The organism is Pseudomonas sp. SJZ077 (assembly GCF_007993905.1).
Taxonomy (GTDB): domain Bacteria; phylum Pseudomonadota; class Gammaproteobacteria; order Pseudomonadales; family Pseudomonadaceae; genus Aquipseudomonas; species Aquipseudomonas mandelii.
Window position 1 is genome coordinate 39,591 of the sequence record NZ_VIUJ01000011.1, and the last position, 17,207, is coordinate 56,797.

Consider the following 17,207-nt stretch of genomic DNA (forward strand, 5'->3'; position numbering starts at 1 on the left):
CGCATGAACTCTCCAGATGCGGCTGGCGTATTGCTCGGCCCGCCTGCCGCGCCTTCTCCCAGTCCAGGCGAGAAGTCTTGCCTTACTCGGCTTTCAGGCCGTCAGCGGAGACCGCCTGGACGCCTTTGATTTTCTTGGCGATGGCCACGGCGGTGGTTTTCTGTGCTTCAGTCACTGCAACAGTGGACGACAGGGAAACAACACCTTTGTTGGTCTCAACCTTGATGTCGGTACCAGGAATGCCTTTTTCGGTTACCAGGTCTGCTTTGACTTTGGTGGTGATCCAGGTATCGGAGGTAGCTTCTTTGGCTTGGGTCACTTCACCGGCGGCCAGGACCATTGGAGCCTGAGTCGCTTGGGTTTGAGCGAATGCAGCGTTGGCCATGGTCAGGGTCAGCGCGGTAGCAGTAGCGGCAGCGATAGCGAACTTCTTCATACGAGTAACTCCTGTTTTTCTAGAAAGTCTGCTGCGTGTCTTGTCAGCAGGGTTACTGGGTATATTGCGAACGCTGTGCCAACTTTGAGACAGCCAATAAATCCTTATAAAACAATAACTTATAAAAACACCTGATTTTCGGAATCATGCAAAATGCATGACTTTGTTATTCTCTACATGCAAGTTGCGGGTTTTGACGTGGGCCTAAGGCCATGAATTGTCGAGAATTTCTATCTTTAACGTGTTTTTCCCTTCAATAGACAAAAAAATGCCCCACCTCGTGAAAGGCGGGGCATTTGTTAACCGCAAGTATCATACGCCTGTGCAGCCTTTAGGTGCGTACTCCTGAGCCACTGTGGTGGCGCAAGTCCAGCCAGTCAGAGAGCGCGTCAGGGTAATGGTTTTGCTCAAGACCGGACCTGGAGCGTTGAGGATCGTGCAACCAATGGTGCCGGTACCATCAGTCGCGACACCCGCTGCCGTGGTTGTGCAATTGGAGGTAGTAACAGTTCCGCCCACTTTTTCCAGATCCGGATTGGTACCAGAGTTCATGAGGTCCTCAAACGGGACTTTCAACGCCGTGATCTCTGCCAGACCGGCCGTCACCTTGGCACGCGCTTGATACTTCGAATAAGCCGGCAACGCAAACGTCGCCAGAATCCCGATGATCGCCACCACGATCAGCAGTTCGATCAGGGTAAAACCTTTTTGAGTATTCATAGACAGGCTCCATGCATGAGTCGAAATCTCATGATCTGAATGAACTTCAGCACAGCCCGTGCCAAGCGCTGCGCCCCCAGTTGGCGGGGCGTGAAGCCAGGTCAGGGACCTTTCCTACCCCCAGGATCCGCACTATCTGACACTATTTGTCACCTGACGGCCGCTGGTTTGGCTCAGCGCCTTGACTAGGCTATAAGTCATGAACTGTCTGCGTCCGGTATCCCCATGAATGACATCGCCCTAAGCGGTCTGGCCAAGCAACTGGTCATGGCCGAACTGCTCACTGAGCAAAGCGCGCAACAGGCGTATCTGCATGCCCAACGCAGCAAAATCTCCCTGGTCAGTTACCTGGTGCAGAACAAGCTGGTGAAGAGCCGGCAGGTTGCCGAGATTGCCTCGGAGCATTTCGGCATGGCGCTGCTCGACCTCAATTGCCTGGACAAGGAAGCCCAGCCTCGAGGGTTGGTCAGCGAGAAACTGATCCGTCAGCACCACGCCCTGCCCCTCTGGCGCCGTGGCAACAAACTGTTCGTGGGGGTTTCCGACCCGACCAATCATCAAGCCATCAATGACATCCAGTTCAGCACCGGTCTGAACACCGAAGCCATTCTGGTAGAGGACGATAAGCTCGGCGATGCCATCGAGAAGTTCTTCGACAACCAAGCAACCGGCCTGGAAGACATGGCCGATGTTGACCTTGACGGGCTGGACATCGAGTCGGTCGACGACAACAAAAAGGACGCCATCGCCGGCCAGGATGCCGATGACGCGCCGGTGGTGCGCTTCGTCCACAAGATGTTGCTCGATGCGATCAAGAGCGGCTCTTCCGACCTGCATTTCGAGCCCTACGAAAAAACCTACCGGGTGCGGATGCGCACCGACGGCATGCTGCGAGAAGTCGCCAAGCCGCCGAGCCAACTGGCCAACCGCATTGCGGCGCGGCTGAAAGTCATGGCCAGCCTCGACATCTCCGAGCGGCGCAAACCCCAGGACGGACGGATCAAGATGCGCCTGTCCAAGACCAAGTCCATCGACTTCCGGGTCAACACCCTGCCGACCCTGTGGGGCGAGAAAGTGGTGATCCGGATCCTCGACCCGTCCAGCGCACAAATGGGCATCGACGCCCTCGGCTACGAGCCTGAACAGAAAGCCTTGTACATGGCTGCACTGAAGCAGCCACAGGGCATGATCCTGGTCACCGGGCCGACCGGTTCGGGCAAGACCGTGTCGCTCTACACCGGGTTGAATATCCTCAACACCGTGGACATCAACATCTCCACCGCCGAAGACCCGGTGGAGATCAACATGGAAGGCATCAATCAGGTCAACGTCAATCCCAAGCAAGGGCTGGATTTCGCCCAGGCTCTGCGCTCGTTCCTGCGTCAGGACCCGGACGTGATCATGGTCGGTGAGATCCGCGACCTCGAAACCGCCGAAATCGCCATCAAGGCCGCCCAGACCGGGCACATGGTGCTTTCCACCCTGCACACCAACAGCGCCGCGGAAACCCTGACCCGCCTGCACAACATGGGCATTCAGGGCTTCAACATCGCCACCTCGGTCACCCTGATCATCGCCCAGCGGCTGGCGCGCAAACTGTGCAGCCATTGCAAGAAACCCATCGAGATTCCCCGCGAGGCGTTGCTCAAGGAAGGCTTCCCCGAGGAACGCATCGGCTCGTTCACGATCTATGAGCCGGTCGGTTGCGATCAATGCAACGGCGGTTACAAGGGGCGAGTGGGGATTTATGAAGTGGTGAAAAACACACCGGACCTGCAACGGCTGATCATGGCCGAAGGCAATTCCCTGGAAATCGACATTCAGATGCGCAAGGACGGCTTTAATGACTTGCGCACCTCGGGCTTGATCAAGGCCATGCAAGGCGTCACCAGCCTTGAAGAAATCAACCGGGTCACCAAGGACTGAACATGGCGGTCAAAGCAGCAAAAATCAGCGTCTACGCCTGGGAAGGCACGGACAGGAAAGGATCAAAGATGACCGGCGAGTTGAGCGGTCTCAACCCGGCCTTGATCAAGGCTCAGTTGCGCAAGCAGGGGATCAACCCCGGCAAGGTGCGCAAGAAATCCGCCTCGATTTTCAGTTTCGGCAATCGGATCAAGGCTCAGGAAATCGCCCTGTTTACCCGGCAAATGGCAACGATGATGAAAGCCGGCGTGCCGCTGCTGCAATCGTTCGACATCATCGGTGAAGGCTTCGACAACCCGGCCATGCGCAAACTGGTGGACGAGGTGAAGCAGGAAGTCGCGGCGGGTAACAGCTTCGCCGCGTCCTTGCGTAAAAAGCCGCAGTATTTCGACGAGCTGTACTGCAACCTCGTCGACGCAGGTGAGCAGGCTGGCGCTCTGGATACCCTGCTGGAACGGGTGGCGACCTATAAGGAAAAGAGCGAAAGCCTCAAGGCCAAGATCAAGAAAGCCATGACCTACCCGCTGGCCGTGGTCTTTGTGGCGATCATTGTCACCGGGATTCTGCTGATCAAGGTGGTGCCGCAGTTCGAGTCGGTGTTCAAGGGCTTTGGCGCCGAGTTGCCGGCCTTCACCGTGATGGTCATCGGCTTGTCGGAGTTCTTGCAGGCCTGGTGGTGGATGATGCTTGGCGCGTTGATCGCCGCGATCTTCGGTGTGCGCCACGCCTTTAAAACATCCGAGGCCTTTCGGGACCGCACGGACACCTGGCTGCTGAAGCTGCCGCTGATCGGCACCTTGATGTACAAGTCCGCCGTGGCCCGTTACGCCCGCACCCTGTCGACCACATTCGCCGCCGGCGTGCCGTTGGTCGAAGCCCTGGATTCAGTGGCGGGCGCGACCGGCAACATCGTGTTCAAGCGGGCGGTGCTGCGCATCAAGCAGGACGTGTCGACCGGCATGCAGCTGAATTTCTCGATGCGCACCTCCGGCATCTTTCCCAGTATGGCGATCCAGTTGACCGCCATTGGCGAAGAGTCCGGCGCTCTGGACGACATGCTCGATAAGGTCGCGAGCTTCTACGAGGACGAAGTGGACAATATGGTCGATAACCTCACCAGCTTGATGGAGCCGTTCATCATGGTGGTGCTGGGTGTTATTGTCGGTGGCCTGGTGGTTGCGATGTACCTGCCCATCTTCCAACTCGGCTCAGCGATCTGACATGCCCTTGAACGAAGTCCTGATCCTCTACCCGCTGGTGTTCGTGGTCATCGCCTTGGCAGTCGGCCTGCTGGTAGGCAGTTTCCTCAACGTGGTGGTCTGGCGCCTGCCGAAAATGCTCCAACGCGAATGGCGGCTGCAAGCCCATGACGTGTTGGGTTTTCCGCCCGAGGCACCGGGCACCGCCTACAACTTGATGCTGCCTCATTCCCACTGCCCGCAGTGCGACCATCGAATCCGCGCCTGGGAAAACATCCCGCTGCTCAGTTATCTGTTTTTACGGGGTCGATGCTCGAACTGCGCCGCGCCAATCAGCAAACGTTATCCGCTGACTGAACTGGCCTGCGGTCTGCTCTCGGGGTTTATCGCCTGGCATTTCGGCTTCGGCTGGCAGGCCTGCATGGTGCTGGTGCTGACCTGGGGCCTGCTGGCGATGAGTCTGATCGACGCCGAGCATCAACTGTTGCCGGATGTGCTGGTACTGCCACTGCTGTGGCTGGGGTTGATCGTCAACAGCTTCGGGCTGTTCGTGTCACTGCATGAGGCATTGTGGGGCGCAGTGGCCGGTTATATGACCTTGTGGTCGGTGTTCTGGCTGTTCAAGCTGCTCACCGGCAAGGACGGCATCGGCCACGGCGATTTCAAGTTACTGGCCCTGCTCGGGGCCTGGGGCGGTTGGCAGATATTGCCGTTGACCATTCTGCTGTCATCGCTCGTGGGGGCCATCATCGGGGTGATTTTGCTGCGACTGCGCAACGCGCAAACCTCGACTCCGATCCCCTTCGGACCCTTTCTGGCAATTGCCGGCTGGATTGCCTTGCTCTGGGGTGGTCAAATAACCGGCTTCTATTGGCAGTTTGTCGGTTTGAAATGAATACCCCTGTGGAAAAACCCTGGATTCTCGGCCTGACCGGCGGCATCGGCAGCGGCAAAAGCGCGGCTGCCCAGCACTTCATCGACCTGGGCGTGCACGTGGTGGACGCCGATCACGCAGCCCGTTGGGTGGTGGAGCCGGGGCGCCCGGCGCTGGCGAAGATCGCTGAACATTTCGGCCCCGGCGTATTGCAAGCCGAAGGACAACTGGATCGCGCGGCGTTGCGCAAACTGATCTTTGAGGTGCCGGAGGAACGCCGCTGGCTCGAAGCGTTGCTGCATCCGCTGATCGCCAAGGAAATCACCGATCACCTGGCCAAGGCACAATCGCCTTACGCGATTCTGGTTTCGCCGTTGCTGATCGAGTCCGGGCAGTACGCCATGACCCAACGGGTCCTGGTGATCGATGCCCCGGAACAGCTACAGATCGAACGCACCTTGCAGCGTGACCAGACCAGCGAGCAACAGGTCCAGGCGATCCTCAAGGCGCAATCCAGCCGCCAGGACCGCTTGAGCCACGCCGACGATGTGGTGGTCAACGACCGCGACCTCGCCTGGCTGCACAGCGAGGTCGAACGCCTGCATCACTTTTACCTTACATTGCGTGGAGGCCAGTCATGAGCCAAACCCCAACCGTCGATTGCCCAACCTGCGGAGCCCCTGTTGAATGGAGTCCCGAAAACAAATTCCGGCCATTCTGTTCTGACCGTTGCAAACTGATCGACCTGGGCGCCTGGGCGTCGGAAGAACACAAGATTCCGGTCAGCCCGGACGCCGAAGACGAGATGTTCAGCGAAGACTTCGACCCGCGTCACTGACACTCAGGGCCGCATAAAGCCGTAGTCCTGGTCTTCATCGAGGTTTTCCGCCAGAAAGCGCAACTCGTCGGCCAGGTCTTCGGCACTGCGCACCGCCTTGCTCTGCTGCACCACCGCGCTGAGCAAGGCGCGCAGGCTCAATCCCGGATCAAACCCCACTTCCTGTGCACTACCCAGACTCTGACGCAGTTCCTGCCTTGCCCATTCGTACACACTCATTTCGATGCTCCTGTAGGTTTTGTGGAGCATGAAAGCGTCAGCGTTTTATCGATTTGATGTGGATCAAGATTTGGGATCGTCGTCTTTCCAGGGCGCCGAAAGGTAGCGCGTGCGGTTGAAGGTCTCCAGCCATTCCGGGCTGAACACCACCAGCGCGCTGACAATCATGCCGTTGATGAAGGCTTCGGGAAAAATCAGCAGCCACAGATAACCGACAAAATCTTCCAGCCAGTACGGCATCTCGAAACGTTCGTTGAACCACAACAGCCACAGCGCCAGCAATAGACATAGCAACGCTGACAACGCCGCGGCGAAGAAGCCGGAAACGAAGATATACACAAAGGGATTACGTGGCTGCGCGCGTTCGACCAGGATCGCACAGCATTCGGTCACCAGCACCGGCAGCACAATCAGCAGCGCACCGTTGACCCCGACGGCCGCCAGGTCCTGACGCCCGAGCAGCACCAGCCCGCATTGCGCCACCAAGGCACCGACGATCGCCAGTGGCCAGTCCAGCAGCAACGTCACAGCCGTCATGCCGATGAAGTGATACGACACGCCTGTATCGAAATCACGTCGCACCAGCCACAGCATGAACAGCGCGAACACTGTGCCAAACAGCAAATGCTGACGGCGGCTGTCGGTGAACAGCTCAACCCACGGCGCACGCCAGAGGGCCCAGAGCAGCACGGACACATAAATCAGCCAGCCGACTGTCAGCGTTTGCTGGGACAGCAGCTCGGCACCGATCATGGTCCAGCCTTCTCCAGTGCCTCATGCAACTGCGCGGCCGTGGCATATTCGTGTTGCGCAACCAACTGGCCGTCTTTGAGTTGCAGCCACAGCACTTTATCCACAGCCCCGGGATAACGCGGCGCCACACGCCCCTCGCGGTCCAGCATGACCCGATAGGAATAATCACGCATGGCCGGAACGGCAAACATCTTCGCGATCAGCCGTGGCATGCGCTGGATGTCCGCTAAAAACACAACGTGGCGCGCCTCCAGATAACCCTTGGGCTCGCCTTTCAGCGCAGCGTCAACCAGTTTCGCGGCGTCCATGCTTCGCGCCACCAGCAACGTCTGAGTCTGATTATCGAGCGTGTAGGCCTGGTCGAATTGATCGAGCAAGGTCCAGGGCGCCAGTCGCTCACCCACCTCCGCCGCCTGGGCCCATAAGGGCAGAAGACTGAGCAGTAACACCGGCCAATATTTCACGTTAAACCCCCTTGTCGGATCAATTACACACAGTGGCCATCAGTCTACACCGCCCGATCCGACTGCCCAGTGACCTCCTTTACCGGTAAACGCTTTCTGCTTGTCGCATTTGAACGCTAAGCTTGGGCCTATGGATGACTCAGATTATTTACGCCTGCTGACCATCGCGGCCGAGCAAGCCAACGCCTTTCTGTCCAATGCCCGCAAATGGGAGCGTGAGCGTTGGGTTTGTCAGCGCCTGCTGCAAGGCCTGAACATTCCCTATCGCGCCGACGAGTTCGCGCCTGCCGGGGAGCCGCCGGACGTGCTGTTTCGAGACGCCAGTTTCGAGGTGTTCTTCGTCCTCGACGAGGGGCGGCGCCTCAACGACGAATGGCGCGATGAACTGCAACGCCGGCGCAGCGCGTTTTCCCTGAGCCAACTGGTGCGTCGCGAGGCCAAGCCCCGACGCATTCCCGCCAATGAATTCCTGCTGAGACTGGCGCCGACCTTGCGTAAAAAAGCCCACAACTACAAAGAACGCGGCATGGACCTGGGGGAACTGGACATCATTGCGTTCGCCAGCCTCAAGCGTGAAGTGCTGGACCTCAACAGCCATTTTCCGCCGCCGACCGAATACTTGCGCCAGGGCTGGCGCTCGCTGTCGTTGGTCGGTCCGACCTTCGCCCGAGTGCTGTTTGCACATCCGGACGCTCCGGACTTCCTGCGCAGTAACCTTGGCCGCAGCATCGTCTTCGACGTCGGGATCAGCCTGTGAGCCCATTGCAGGCATTAATCGCCGAAGTCCCGCAAGCCGGCCGCGTGCGCTGGATCGGCGTGCGCCCGGAACCTCACGTGCCGATGATCGAACTGGATGCCGTTGAGGCGCGACTTGAAGCCGGCCTGACCGGCGATCGAGCCCGCCCGGGAGTCCGTAACGCACGGCAAGTGACGTTGATTCAGTGGGAGCATCTGGCGGTGATCAGTTCGCTGATGGGCCGCCCGCACGACAAACCGGTCTTGCCTGAAGATTTGCGGCGCAACCTCGTTATCAGTGGTATCAACCTGTTCAGCCTCAAGGGTCGTCGCTTCCGTATCGGCCAGGCAATTTTCGAAACCACCGGCTGGTGCCAGCCTTGCGCGCGCCTGCAAAACAACCTCGGCCCCGGGACGTTTCAGGCTGTGCGCGGACATGGCGGAATCACGGCCCGAGTGCTACAAGGTGGAATCATTCGCCTGGACGACAGGGTGAGCGTCGAGCCCATTCCCGACAGCGGCTATGCTCCGTTCAACGTTCGTTAATCAGCCTGTAGCTTCTACACCTTCAGCAACGTCTACCTGACGAGGCCCAATATGACCAGCCGCCTGAACCCCGACGACCAGAAGCATGTCGAAGAGTACCTGCACCTGTCCCAGCACCGAGTCGAGCGCCGACCTTTCCGGCCGTGGATGCTCCTGGTGGTGGTGTTGGCAGTGACCATTGGTTTAGGCCTGTTGAGCCGATTTATCAGTTACCTGACGCTATGAGCTGCCTCGCGCTCGCTCGGTTGACTGCACCGATTTCTTTTAGCCTTGCGAGATATCCCTATGACTCATCGTATTGTCATCGTTGGCGGCGGCGCCGGCGGTCTGGAGTTGGCTACCCGTCTGGGTAAGACTCTGGGCAAACGTGGCACGGCCAGTGTGATGCTGGTCGACGCGAACCTGACCCACATCTGGAAGCCGTTGTTGCACGAAGTGGCGGCCGGGTCGCTGAACTCTTCCGAAGACGAACTCAACTATGTTGCCCAGGCGAAATGGAATCACTTCGAGTTCCAGCTGGGGCGCATGAGTGGCCTCGATCGCGAGCAGAAGAAAATCCAGCTGGCCGCCACTTACGACGAAGCCGGCCTGGAACTGGTACCGGCGCGTGAAGTGGCTTACGACTCGCTGGTGATTGCCGTCGGCAGTACCACCAACGATTTCGGCACGCAGGGCGCGGCGCAGCATTGCCTGTTTCTCGACACCCGCAAACAGGCCGAGCGTTTCCACCAGCAACTGCTCAATCACTACCTGCGCGCCCATGCCGGGCAGACCGACAAGGTCGAGCAGATCAGCGTCGCCATCGTTGGCGCGGGTGCCACCGGTGTCGAACTGGCAGCAGAACTGCACAACGCCGCCCACGAGCTGGCGGCCTATGGCCTGGACCGGATCAAACCGGAAAACATGCACATCACCCTGATCGAAGCCGGCCCACGAGTGCTGCCAGCCCTGCCGGAACGCATCGGCGGGCCTGTGCATAAAACCCTGGAGAAACTCGGGGTCAATGTGATGACCAATGCCGCCGTCAGCGAAGTGACCGCTGATAGCTTGATCACCGCCGATGGCAACGTGATCAACGCCAGCCTGAAAGTCTGGGCCGCCGGCATTCGTGCGCCGGGCTTCCTCAAGGACATCGATGGCCTGGAAACCAACCGCATCAACCAGCTGCAAGTGCTGCCGACCCTGCAAACCACCCGCGATGAAAACATCTTCGCCTTCGGTGACTGCGCGGCCTGCCCGCAACCGGGCACCGATCGCAACGTACCGCCGCGCGCCCAGGCTGCGCACCAGCAAGCTTCGTTGCTGGCCAAATCGCTGAAACTGCGGATCGCAGGCAAGGCGTTGCCGGAGTACAAATACACCGACTACGGCTCGCTGATCTCACTGTCACGTTTTTCGGCTGTGGGTAACTTGATGGGCAACCTGACCGGAAGCGTGATGCTCGAAGGCTGGCTGGCGCGGATGTTTTACGTGTCGCTGTATCGCATGCACCAGATGGCGCTGTATGGCGCGTTTCGCACGGCGATGTTGATGCTCGGCAGCAAGATTGGGCGCGGGACTGAGCCGCGGCTGAAGCTGCACTAGTACGTAAGTGCGTTACTAATGAAAACGCCCGGTTGTTTTACAACCGGGCGTTTTATTTGCTGATGCAGCACGTCATCAGATCACTTCAACACAGTGCGTAGGACTACGTGCCAACGCATTACCATCCTTCCATAACAAAATTTGAAAGCAAAACTGACCGTTCGATAACGGTTTATTGATCTGCAAATTGAAATGACCGTTTCCTTCCATAAGCTGCTCAGCACTCAAAGCATCTTCCTTTCCCGGGGTTACCACTCGCACACGGTGACGAGCGTGCCCCCCCCCTTGAACGCGAAAGTTCTGACCCACTTTGGTGTTTTCGGCTGGCGATGTGACGTAGGGCGGAGATACTGGTTTTGGAGGAGGATTAGGACCACCGGGGAATTCGTTGGACATGATTAATTTCCTTATTCAAATAAGTAAGAGAGGCCAACTGCAATATGTTTTTAGTCTGATTGCGAGCTCATTACACCTGTCATAAATGACAGTACCGACTAACGGTGCAGAAAGATTAGATAGTTGCCCCTACTGTATTTCCCGCACAACTTCATCCCTTCACTCCCCCCTACGGCACATCAGTAGCACCCAGGCTGCGCACCAGCAGGCGTCGTTGCTGGCCAAATCGCTGAAACTGCGGATCGAAGGCAAGGCGTTGCCGGAGTACAAATACACCGACTACGGCTCGCTGATCTCACTGTCGCGTTTTTCGGCTGTGGGTAACTTGATGGGCAACCTGACCGGAAGCGTGATGCTCGAAGGCTGGCTGGCGCGGATGTTTTACGTGTCGCTGTATCGCATGCACCAGATGGCGCTGTATGGCGCGTTTCGCACGGCGATGTTGATGCTCGGCAGCAAGATTGGGCGCGGGACTGAGCCGCGACTCAAACTGCATTAACATCTTCAGCGTCCATTAGGGCCTCTTCGCGGGCACGCTTCGCTCCTACAAGTTAACCACCGATCTGTAGGAGCGAGGCTTGCCCGCGAATGAGGCACCTCGGTCCACTTGTGTGTCCCACTGTATCTCCCCCCACGATTCCTCCCCTTCGCTTACAAACTCCCCCTTGCGCGACACAGTAGCGATACACCCCGCCCCTTAAATGGCCACATCCGAGCAAGGCAACTCGCCCGCTACGGTTATCGCCGCACTCACGTGGCGTCCTTTATCGAACGGTTGTGTCGTGCAACCCAGGAGTATTGAAATGTCCCGTACTACCAAAAACACTATTGGCCTGCTCGGCGCTGTTCTGGCCGGCGGCATGATGTTGTCCGGTTCCGTATTCGCTGCGCAACCGTTGACCCAAGGCTATTTGCTGGCCTCGGCTGAGCAAGTGGTGAAAACCCCTGAAGGCAAATGTGGCGAAGGCAAGTGTGGCGATGCGTCGATGGCGAAGACCGATACCGATGGCGACGGCAAGGTCTCCCGCGCCGAATTCCAGAAAGTCGCGCCGAAGTCCAATTTCGACAAGATCGACACCAACCATGACGGCTTCATCGACGAGCAAGAGGCTTACGACAACGTAAAAGCCAACTTCGAAGCCAATGGCAAGAAAATGCCAAAAGGTCTGTTCGAACATTTGAAAGACCAAGACGGCGCCTAAGCCTTCAGGAATCAAACCGCGTTTTTCCTTCGAGAAACGCGGTTTTTTTTCGGCTGGCGATTTACACCTGGAAGCGCTGCCCTGGAGTTATACGATAACTGAAGTGTTGTTTTTTGCAGACAAAAAAAATCCCCGTATCTTTCGATACGAGGATTTTTAATATGGTCGGGGTAAGGGGATTCGAACTCCTGACATCCTGCTCCCAAAGCAGGCGCGCTACCGGACTGCGCTATACCCCGGTAAAAAAAAGGCACCTTTTAAAGGCGCCTTCTGCGAACAGAGCTTTTGGCGTCTGATCTTAAGATCTGATCCCAGCGTTAACTGGTTTCAAAAATGGTGGGTCGTGTGGGATTCGAACCTACGACCAATTGGTTAAAAGCCAACTGCTCTACCAACTGAGCTAACGACCCAAAAATGGTCGGGGTAAGGGGATTCGAACTCCTGACATCCTGCTCCCAAAGCAGGCGCGCTACCGGACTGCGCTATACCCCGGTTTGAAATTGGCTCCGTGACCAGGACTCGAACCTGGGACCCAATGATTAACAGTCATTTGCTCTACCGACTGAGCTATCACGGAACTACATATTTCAATTACAACGTTTGACGCTTTGTTGCACTCTCTTCGACCCGTTCGCATCGCTGCGTTCGTGTGTCTGAGGCGCGCTATTCTACAATCTTAAGCACCTCTGTCAACCCCTTAAATTGCATTCAAGTTAATGATTTGCAACTTATTTCAGATTTCTGCTTGGGGAGCAGAAACCCTTACGGGCGACTTACTGCGGGGCGCACTTTACAAGCCTTTTCCTTTCAGTTCAACAACCTGACGAAAAAAAGGCCTCGCAATGCGAGGCCTTGTTTATTTCACCGCCGTGACGGGTCAGGCAAATACGATCTCGTCGTTCTCCACCTTGCCGACAGCCGTGTCGCCAGGCATGAATCGACCGGACAGAATCAGCTGTGCCAGCGGGTTCTCGATCCAGCGCTGAATCGCTCGTTTGAGCGGTCGTGCGCCGTACACCGGGTCGTAACCTACCGCGATCAGCTTGTCCATGGCCTCTGGACTCAGCTCCAGTTTCAACTCGCGCTCAGTCAGGCGACTGCGCAGACGACCCAACTGGATCTCGGTAATGCCCGCGATCTGATCCCGCGCCAACGGCTCGAAGATCACCACTTCGTCGACCCGGTTGATGAACTCCGGCCGGAAGTGCGTGGAAATCGCATCCATCACCGCCGCGCGTTGCGCCTCCCGATCACCGACCAGTTCCTGGATCTGCACCGAGCCCAGGTTGGAGGTCATGACGATCACGGTGTTCTTGAAATCTACCGTGCGGCCATGGCTGTCGGTCAAGCGGCCATCTTCCAGCACTTGCAGCAAGATGTTGAACACATCCGGGTGGGCCTTCTCGACCTCGTCCAGGAGGATCACCGAGTAAGGCTTGCGACGCACCGCCTCAGTCAGGTAACCGCCCTCTTCATAGCCCACGTAGCCCGGTGGCGCACCGATCAGCCGGGCCACGGAATGTTTCTCCATGAACTCGGACATGTCGATCCGCACCATCGCCTCTTCCGTATCAAAGAGGAACTCGGCCAGCGCCTTGCACAGCTCGGTTTTACCGACACCGGTCGGGCCGAGGAACATGAACGAACCGCTCGGACGATTCGGGTCGGACAACCCGGCCCGGGAACGCCGCACCGCGTTGGAAACGGCGATCACCGCTTCGTCCTGACCAATCACACGCTGGTGCAACAGGCTTTCCATCTTCATCAGCTTGTCGCGCTCGCCTTCGAGCATTTTCGACACCGGAATGCCGGTCCACTTCGAGACGACTTCAGCGATTTCTTCTTCAGTCACCTTGCTGCGAAGCAACTGGTTTTCGCTTTTGCCATGCTGGTCGACCATTTGCAGGCTGCGCTCCAGGTCCGGGATCACCCCGTATTGCAGCTCGGCCATGCGGTTCAGATCACCTTTACGGCGCGCGGCTTCCAGTTCCTGACGGGACTGTTCGATTTTCTGCTGGATCTGCGCAGAACCCTGTACCTCGGCTTTTTCCGAGTTCCAGATTTCTTCGAGGTCCGAATACTCACGTTCGAGGCGAACGATTTCTTCCTGCAACTTCTCCAGACGTTTCTTCGCCGCGTCGTCGCTTTCTTTCTTCAGCGCCTGGGATTCCACCTTCAGCTGAATCAGACGGCGCTCCAGACGGTCGAGGACCTCCGGCTTGGAGTCGATCTCCATGCGGATACGGCTGGCCGCTTCGTCGATCAGGTCGATGGCCTTGTCCGGCAATTGACGGTCGGTAATGTAGCGATGGCTGAGCTTGGCCGCGGCAATGATGGCACCGTCGGTGATCGCGACTTTGTGGTGAACCTCATAACGCTCTTTGAGGCCCCGCAGAATCGCGATGGTGTCCTCTTCGCTCGGCTCGTCAACCAGGACTTTCTGGAAGCGCCGTTCGAGTGCCGCATCCTTCTCTATATATTGGCGGTACTCGTTCAGCGTGGTTGCACCAACGCAATGCAATTCGCCGCGTGCCAACGCAGGCTTGAGCATGTTGCCCGCGTCCATCGAGCCTTCGCCCTTACCGGCGCCGACCATGGTGTGCAGTTCGTCGATGAACAGAATGATCTGACCTTCCTGCTTCGACAGCTCGTTGAGCAGCGATTTCAGGCGTTCTTCGAACTCGCCGCGGTACTTGGCACCGGCAATCAGCGACCCCATGTCCAGGGACAGCAGGCGCTTGCCCTTGAGACCGTCCGGCACTTCACCGTTGATGATGCGCTGGGCCAGGCCTTCGGCAATGGCGGTTTTACCCACGCCAGGCTCACCGATCAGCACCGGGTTGTTCTTGGTGCGACGTTGCAGGACCTGGATCGTCCGGCGAATTTCGTCGTCACGGCCGATCACCGGGTCGAGCTTGCCTTCTTCGGCACGCTTGGTCAGGTCGACGGTGTATTTATCCAGCGCCTGGCGCGACTCTTCGTGATTGGCGTCATTGACCGCTTCGCCGCCACGCAGGTTAGTGATCGCGTTTTCGAGGGCTTTTTTGCTGACGCCCTGACCGAGCAGCAATTTGCCGAGCTTGCTGTTCTCGTCCATCGCGGCGAGCAATACCAACTCACTGGAGATGAACTGATCGCCCTTCTGCTGGGCCAGGCGATCGGCCTGATTGAGCAGGCGCGCCAGATCCTGCGACATGTTCACGTCGCCGGTCGGGTTCTGGATTTTCGGGAGCTGGTCGAGCTCTTTGGTCAGCTCTTTACGCAAGCTGTTGACGTCAAAACCGACCTGCATCAGCAGGGGCTTGATCGAACCACCCTGCTGTTCAAGCATGGCCTGCATCAAGTGCGCCGGCTCGATGCCGGGATGGTCAAGGCCGACGGCCAGCGATTGGGCGTCGGATAGAGCTAACTGCAATTTGCTGGTTAAACGATCTATGCGCATGGGTCACCTTCCTTTTGAGCAGGCCGGACCTATAAAACATCCTGAATGAAGAAACCTGCCAGATACCTCATTAGATGTGGTCGATTCTGGGAGATTCAAGCGTCTTGGAATTGATGTAGATCAGAGAAGTCTAGCGTTCGTACCCCAGACAGGGCACTACAGCCAGATAAGAGAGGCAAACCGACCCGTGCGTGGATTGCGGCGGTAAGAAAAGAAGCGAGGATCGGTCACGGTGCAGAAACCGCCACCATAAACAGCGGTGACACCGCGCACAGCAAGGCGCAAACGCGCCAGTTCGTAGATGTCGGCCATGAACTTGCCAGCGTTTTGGCTGGGCACAAAGGCTTTGGCCGCTTCGGGCAGTTGCTGGACGAAGGTCTCGCGCACTTCCGGGCCGACTTCAAAGGCTTGCGGGCCAATGGCCGGGCCCAGCCAGACCAGCACGTCTTCTGGAGGCACCGCCAGGCTGTCGAGCGTCGCTTCGAGCACACCTGCCGCCAATCCACGCCAACCGGCATGGGCCGCCGCGACGCGAGTACCGGCGCGGTCACAAAATAGCGCTGGCAGGCAATCGGCGGTCATTGCCGCGCAGGCAATGCCGGGGGTTGTCGTCCAACTGGCATCAGCGGTTGCCGTGATATTGGGGTCGGCATGGGCCACGGCAATGCCGTGAACCTGCTTTAACCAGGCCGGCTGAATAGAGAAATGATCGGTGAGGCGTCGGCGATTTTCGGCAACCGCTTCCGGGTTGTCGCCGACGTGATCGCCAAGGTTGAGGCTGTCGAACGGCGCCAGACTGACGCCGCCCGCACGGGTGGTAACGCAGGCTTTCACCCCGGCAGGCGCAGGCCAGTCGGGAATCAGCCAGTCACTCATCCGATGAACGCCTCGCGGTCTTGCTTGAGCAGCGTCAGTAACCAGACGAAATCATCCGGCAATGGCGATTCCCAGCTCATGCGTTTACCGGTGGTCGGGTGATCCAGCTCCAGGAACCGCGCATGCAGTGCCTGACGCGGGAACGCCTTCAACGATTCGACCATGGTCACACTGGCGGCCGGTGGAATGCGGAAGCGACCGCCGTAGGCAGGATCTCCGACCAACGGGTAGTTGATGTGGGCCATGTGCACGCGAATCTGGTGTGTACGACCGGTTTCCAGCTTCACCCGCACGTGCGTGTGAGAGCGGAAACGCTCAAGTACGCGGTAATGGCTGACGGCTTGCTTGCCCCCTTCCATCACGGCCATGCGCTGGCGTTGCTGGCCGTGACGACCGATCGGCGCATTGATCTTGCCGCCGGCCGTCACCACACCGATCACGATGCATTCGTAGATCCGGCTTACGCTACGGCTCTGCAATTGCGTGACAAGCTGTGTCTGCGCCTGAATGGTCTTGGCCACCACCATCAGACCGGTGGTGTCCTTGTCCAGACGATGCACGATACCGGCGCGGGGCACATTGATAATGTCCGGCACGTGGTGCAGCAAGGCGTTGAGCAAGGTGCCATCCGCGTGACCGGCGGCAGGATGCACCACCAGGCCCGCAGGTTTGTTGATCACCAGGATGTCATCGTCTTCATAGACGATGTCCAGCTCGATGTCTTGAGCGATCCATTCGCCCTGAGCTTCCTGCTCGGCAGTCAGTTCAAGAATGGCGCCACCATGAACGATGTCTCGCGGGCGGATAACCGCCCCATCCACAGTCAGGCGGCCGTCTTTGATCCAGGCGGAAAGGCGCGAGCGCGAGTGCTCAGCGAATAATTGTGCGGCGACTTGATCGAGGCGTTGGCCGCCCAATTCGGACGGCACCTCTGCGCGAAGTTCAATTTTATCGGACATGCTCAGACTAGGCGTCGGCACAGCCTTTGGTTTCGGCT

General features: G+C 58.1%; 19 protein-coding genes, 4 tRNA genes and 1 pseudogene. 11 read left to right on the plus strand and 13 right to left on the minus strand.

Features of this window, described 5'->3' with window-relative positions:
* Positions 1 to 82 precede the first annotated feature (82 nt).
* Positions 83 to 436, minus strand: coding sequence for a BON domain-containing protein (locus FBY01_RS17430; protein ID WP_010467586.1), 354 nt, complete (start codon positions 434 to 436; stop codon positions 83 to 85).
* A gap of 312 nt (positions 437 to 748) precedes the next feature.
* Entirely contained in the window at positions 749 to 1,156 is a 408-nt protein-coding gene (locus FBY01_RS17435; protein ID WP_145308754.1) for a pilin, read from the minus strand.
* Between the two features lie 225 nt (positions 1,157 to 1,381).
* Between FBY01_RS17435 and pilB the strand changes: the two genes are divergently transcribed.
* From pilB to yacG, 5 genes are read left to right on the plus strand one after another with little or no spacing between them, the layout of a single operon-like run.
* On the plus strand, positions 1,382 to 3,082 hold the full coding sequence (pilB, locus tag FBY01_RS17440; protein WP_083375734.1) for a type IV-A pilus assembly ATPase PilB: 1,701 nt from the start codon (positions 1,382 to 1,384) through the stop codon (positions 3,080 to 3,082).
* 2 nt (positions 3,083 to 3,084) lie between these two features.
* Positions 3,085 to 4,302: a type II secretion system F family protein gene (locus FBY01_RS17445; RefSeq protein ID WP_010467583.1), complete on the plus strand. Its 1,218-nt coding sequence runs from the start codon at positions 3,085 to 3,087 to the stop codon at positions 4,300 to 4,302.
* A gap of 1 nt (position 4,303) precedes the next feature.
* Positions 4,304 to 5,176 carry an A24 family peptidase gene (locus FBY01_RS17450; RefSeq protein ID WP_145308756.1) on the plus strand — a complete coding sequence of 291 codons (873 nt, stop codon included), beginning with the start codon at positions 4,304 to 4,306 and terminating at the stop codon, positions 5,174 to 5,176.
* The gene (coaE, locus tag FBY01_RS17455; protein WP_145308758.1) at positions 5,173 to 5,796 is read left to right on the plus strand and encodes a dephospho-CoA kinase; all 624 of its coding nucleotides are present in this window, start codon (positions 5,173 to 5,175) and stop codon (positions 5,794 to 5,796) included. The genes FBY01_RS17450 and coaE overlap by 4 nt, the downstream gene beginning before the upstream one ends.
* Positions 5,793 to 5,993 carry a DNA gyrase inhibitor YacG gene (gene yacG / locus FBY01_RS17460; protein ID WP_077750267.1) on the plus strand — a complete coding sequence of 67 codons (201 nt, stop codon included), beginning with the start codon at positions 5,793 to 5,795 and terminating at the stop codon, positions 5,991 to 5,993. Before coaE ends, yacG begins: the two co-directional genes overlap by 4 nt.
* A 3-nt stretch (positions 5,994 to 5,996) precedes the next feature.
* Here yacG and FBY01_RS17465 read toward each other — a convergent pair whose 3' ends face one another.
* From FBY01_RS17465 to FBY01_RS17475, 3 genes are all read right to left on the minus strand, one after another.
* Positions 5,997 to 6,212 (minus strand): hypothetical protein, encoded by a 216-nt coding sequence (locus FBY01_RS17465; RefSeq protein WP_145308760.1) that lies wholly within the window; start codon positions 6,210 to 6,212, stop codon positions 5,997 to 5,999.
* Positions 6,213 to 6,275: 63 nt separating this feature from the next.
* Positions 6,276 to 6,965, minus strand: a complete 690-nt coding sequence (locus FBY01_RS17470) for an energy-coupling factor ABC transporter permease (RefSeq protein ID WP_083375730.1) — start codon at positions 6,963 to 6,965, stop codon at positions 6,276 to 6,278.
* Entirely contained in the window at positions 6,962 to 7,429 is a 468-nt protein-coding gene (locus tag FBY01_RS17475; protein ID WP_145308762.1) for an FAD/FMN-containing dehydrogenase, read from the minus strand. Before FBY01_RS17475 ends, FBY01_RS17470 begins: the two co-directional genes overlap by 4 nt.
* Before the next feature lie 130 nt (positions 7,430 to 7,559).
* On the opposite strand from FBY01_RS17475, the gene FBY01_RS17480 reads away from it, so the two are divergent.
* The 4 genes from FBY01_RS17480 to FBY01_RS17495 are packed head-to-tail and all read left to right on the plus strand — an operon-like array spanning position 7,560 to position 10,294.
* Entirely contained in the window at positions 7,560 to 8,186 is a 627-nt protein-coding gene (locus tag FBY01_RS17480) for a DUF1780 domain-containing protein (protein ID WP_007970534.1), read from the plus strand.
* On the plus strand, positions 8,183 to 8,710 hold the full coding sequence (locus FBY01_RS17485; RefSeq protein WP_010467568.1) for an MOSC domain-containing protein: 528 nt from the start codon (positions 8,183 to 8,185) through the stop codon (positions 8,708 to 8,710). Before FBY01_RS17480 ends, FBY01_RS17485 begins: the two co-directional genes overlap by 4 nt.
* Positions 8,711 to 8,761: 51 nt before the next feature.
* Positions 8,762 to 8,935 carry a DUF3094 domain-containing protein gene (locus FBY01_RS17490; RefSeq protein ID WP_008028730.1) on the plus strand — a complete coding sequence of 58 codons (174 nt, stop codon included), beginning with the start codon at positions 8,762 to 8,764 and terminating at the stop codon, positions 8,933 to 8,935.
* A 60-nt stretch (positions 8,936 to 8,995) separates the two neighbouring features.
* Positions 8,996 to 10,294, plus strand: coding sequence for an NAD(P)/FAD-dependent oxidoreductase (locus tag FBY01_RS17495; RefSeq protein ID WP_145308764.1), 1,299 nt, complete (start codon positions 8,996 to 8,998; stop codon positions 10,292 to 10,294).
* A 75-nt stretch (positions 10,295 to 10,369) separates the two neighbouring features.
* On the opposite strand, the gene FBY01_RS17500 is transcribed toward FBY01_RS17495, so the two are convergent.
* Entirely contained in the window at positions 10,370 to 10,690 is a 321-nt protein-coding gene (locus FBY01_RS17500; RefSeq protein ID WP_145308766.1) for a hypothetical protein, read from the minus strand.
* A 190-nt stretch (positions 10,691 to 10,880) separates the two neighbouring features.
* Here FBY01_RS17500 and FBY01_RS17505 point away from each other — a divergent pair.
* Both FBY01_RS17505 and FBY01_RS17510 read left to right on the plus strand, forming a co-directional pair.
* Positions 10,881 to 11,189, plus strand: a pseudogene (locus FBY01_RS17505) (FAD-dependent oxidoreductase); the annotation flags it as partial.
* Positions 11,190 to 11,493: 304 nt separating this feature from the next.
* Positions 11,494 to 11,892 (plus strand): hypothetical protein, encoded by a 399-nt coding sequence (locus FBY01_RS17510; protein ID WP_010467563.1) that lies wholly within the window; start codon positions 11,494 to 11,496, stop codon positions 11,890 to 11,892.
* Positions 11,893 to 12,054: 162 nt separating this feature from the next.
* Here FBY01_RS17510 and FBY01_RS17515 read toward each other — a convergent pair.
* The 7 genes from FBY01_RS17515 to rluD all read right to left on the minus strand — a co-directional run bounded on the left by FBY01_RS17515 (position 12,055) and on the right by rluD (position 17,169).
* A tRNA-Pro gene (locus FBY01_RS17515) sits at positions 12,055 to 12,131 on the minus strand.
* 95 nt (positions 12,132 to 12,226) lie between these two features.
* Positions 12,227 to 12,302, minus strand: a tRNA-Lys gene (locus tag FBY01_RS17520).
* Between the two features lie 5 nt (positions 12,303 to 12,307).
* Positions 12,308 to 12,384, minus strand: a tRNA-Pro gene (locus tag FBY01_RS17525).
* A 9-nt stretch (positions 12,385 to 12,393) separates the two neighbouring features.
* A tRNA-Asn gene (locus FBY01_RS17530) sits at positions 12,394 to 12,469 on the minus strand.
* Positions 12,470 to 12,769: 300 nt separating this feature from the next.
* A complete protein-coding gene (gene clpB / locus FBY01_RS17535; protein WP_010467561.1) occupies positions 12,770 to 15,334 on the minus strand; it encodes an ATP-dependent chaperone ClpB in 2,565 nt (854 codons plus the stop codon).
* A gap of 156 nt (positions 15,335 to 15,490) precedes the next feature.
* A complete protein-coding gene (gene pgeF / locus FBY01_RS17540) occupies positions 15,491 to 16,210 on the minus strand; it encodes a peptidoglycan editing factor PgeF (RefSeq protein WP_077749385.1) in 720 nt (239 codons plus the stop codon).
* Positions 16,207 to 17,169 carry a 23S rRNA pseudouridine(1911/1915/1917) synthase RluD gene (gene rluD / locus FBY01_RS17545; RefSeq protein ID WP_007942311.1) on the minus strand — a complete coding sequence of 321 codons (963 nt, stop codon included), beginning with the start codon at positions 17,167 to 17,169 and terminating at the stop codon, positions 16,207 to 16,209. Before rluD ends, pgeF begins: the two co-directional genes overlap by 4 nt.
* Positions 17,170 to 17,207: the final 38 nt, after the last annotated feature.

What these genes read in the sequence shown, in the direction of transcription:
- FBY01_RS17430 (WP_010467586.1), bottom strand. Translation starts at nt 436, where the DNA reads ATGAAGAAGTTCGCTATCGCTGCCGCTACTGCTACCGCGCTGACCCTG.
- FBY01_RS17435 (WP_145308754.1), bottom strand. Translation starts at nt 1,156, where the DNA reads ATGAATACTCAAAAAGGTTTTACCCTGATCGAACTGCTGATCGTGGTG.
- pilB (WP_083375734.1), top strand. Translation starts at nt 1,382, where the DNA reads ATGAATGACATCGCCCTAAGCGGTCTGGCCAAGCAACTGGTCATGGCC.
- FBY01_RS17445 (WP_010467583.1), top strand. Translation starts at nt 3,085, where the DNA reads ATGGCGGTCAAAGCAGCAAAAATCAGCGTCTACGCCTGGGAAGGCACG.
- FBY01_RS17450 (WP_145308756.1), top strand. Translation starts at nt 4,304, where the DNA reads ATGCCCTTGAACGAAGTCCTGATCCTCTACCCGCTGGTGTTCGTGGTC.
- coaE (WP_145308758.1), top strand. Translation starts at nt 5,173, where the DNA reads ATGAATACCCCTGTGGAAAAACCCTGGATTCTCGGCCTGACCGGCGGC.
- yacG (WP_077750267.1), top strand. Translation starts at nt 5,793, where the DNA reads ATGAGCCAAACCCCAACCGTCGATTGCCCAACCTGCGGAGCCCCTGTT.
- FBY01_RS17465 (WP_145308760.1), bottom strand. Translation starts at nt 6,212, where the DNA reads ATGAGTGTGTACGAATGGGCAAGGCAGGAACTGCGTCAGAGTCTGGGT.
- FBY01_RS17470 (WP_083375730.1), bottom strand. Translation starts at nt 6,965, where the DNA reads ATGATCGGTGCCGAGCTGCTGTCCCAGCAAACGCTGACAGTCGGCTGG.
- FBY01_RS17480 (WP_007970534.1), top strand. Translation starts at nt 7,560, where the DNA reads ATGGATGACTCAGATTATTTACGCCTGCTGACCATCGCGGCCGAGCAA.
- FBY01_RS17490 (WP_008028730.1), top strand. Translation starts at nt 8,762, where the DNA reads ATGACCAGCCGCCTGAACCCCGACGACCAGAAGCATGTCGAAGAGTAC.
- FBY01_RS17495 (WP_145308764.1), top strand. Translation starts at nt 8,996, where the DNA reads ATGACTCATCGTATTGTCATCGTTGGCGGCGGCGCCGGCGGTCTGGAG.
- FBY01_RS17500 (WP_145308766.1), bottom strand. Translation starts at nt 10,690, where the DNA reads ATGTCCAACGAATTCCCCGGTGGTCCTAATCCTCCTCCAAAACCAGTA.
- FBY01_RS17510 (WP_010467563.1), top strand. Translation starts at nt 11,494, where the DNA reads ATGTCCCGTACTACCAAAAACACTATTGGCCTGCTCGGCGCTGTTCTG.
- clpB (WP_010467561.1), bottom strand. Translation starts at nt 15,334, where the DNA reads ATGCGCATAGATCGTTTAACCAGCAAATTGCAGTTAGCTCTATCCGAC.
- pgeF (WP_077749385.1), bottom strand. Translation starts at nt 16,210, where the DNA reads ATGAGTGACTGGCTGATTCCCGACTGGCCTGCGCCTGCCGGGGTGAAA.
- rluD (WP_007942311.1), bottom strand. Translation starts at nt 17,169, where the DNA reads ATGTCCGATAAAATTGAACTTCGCGCAGAGGTGCCGTCCGAATTGGGC.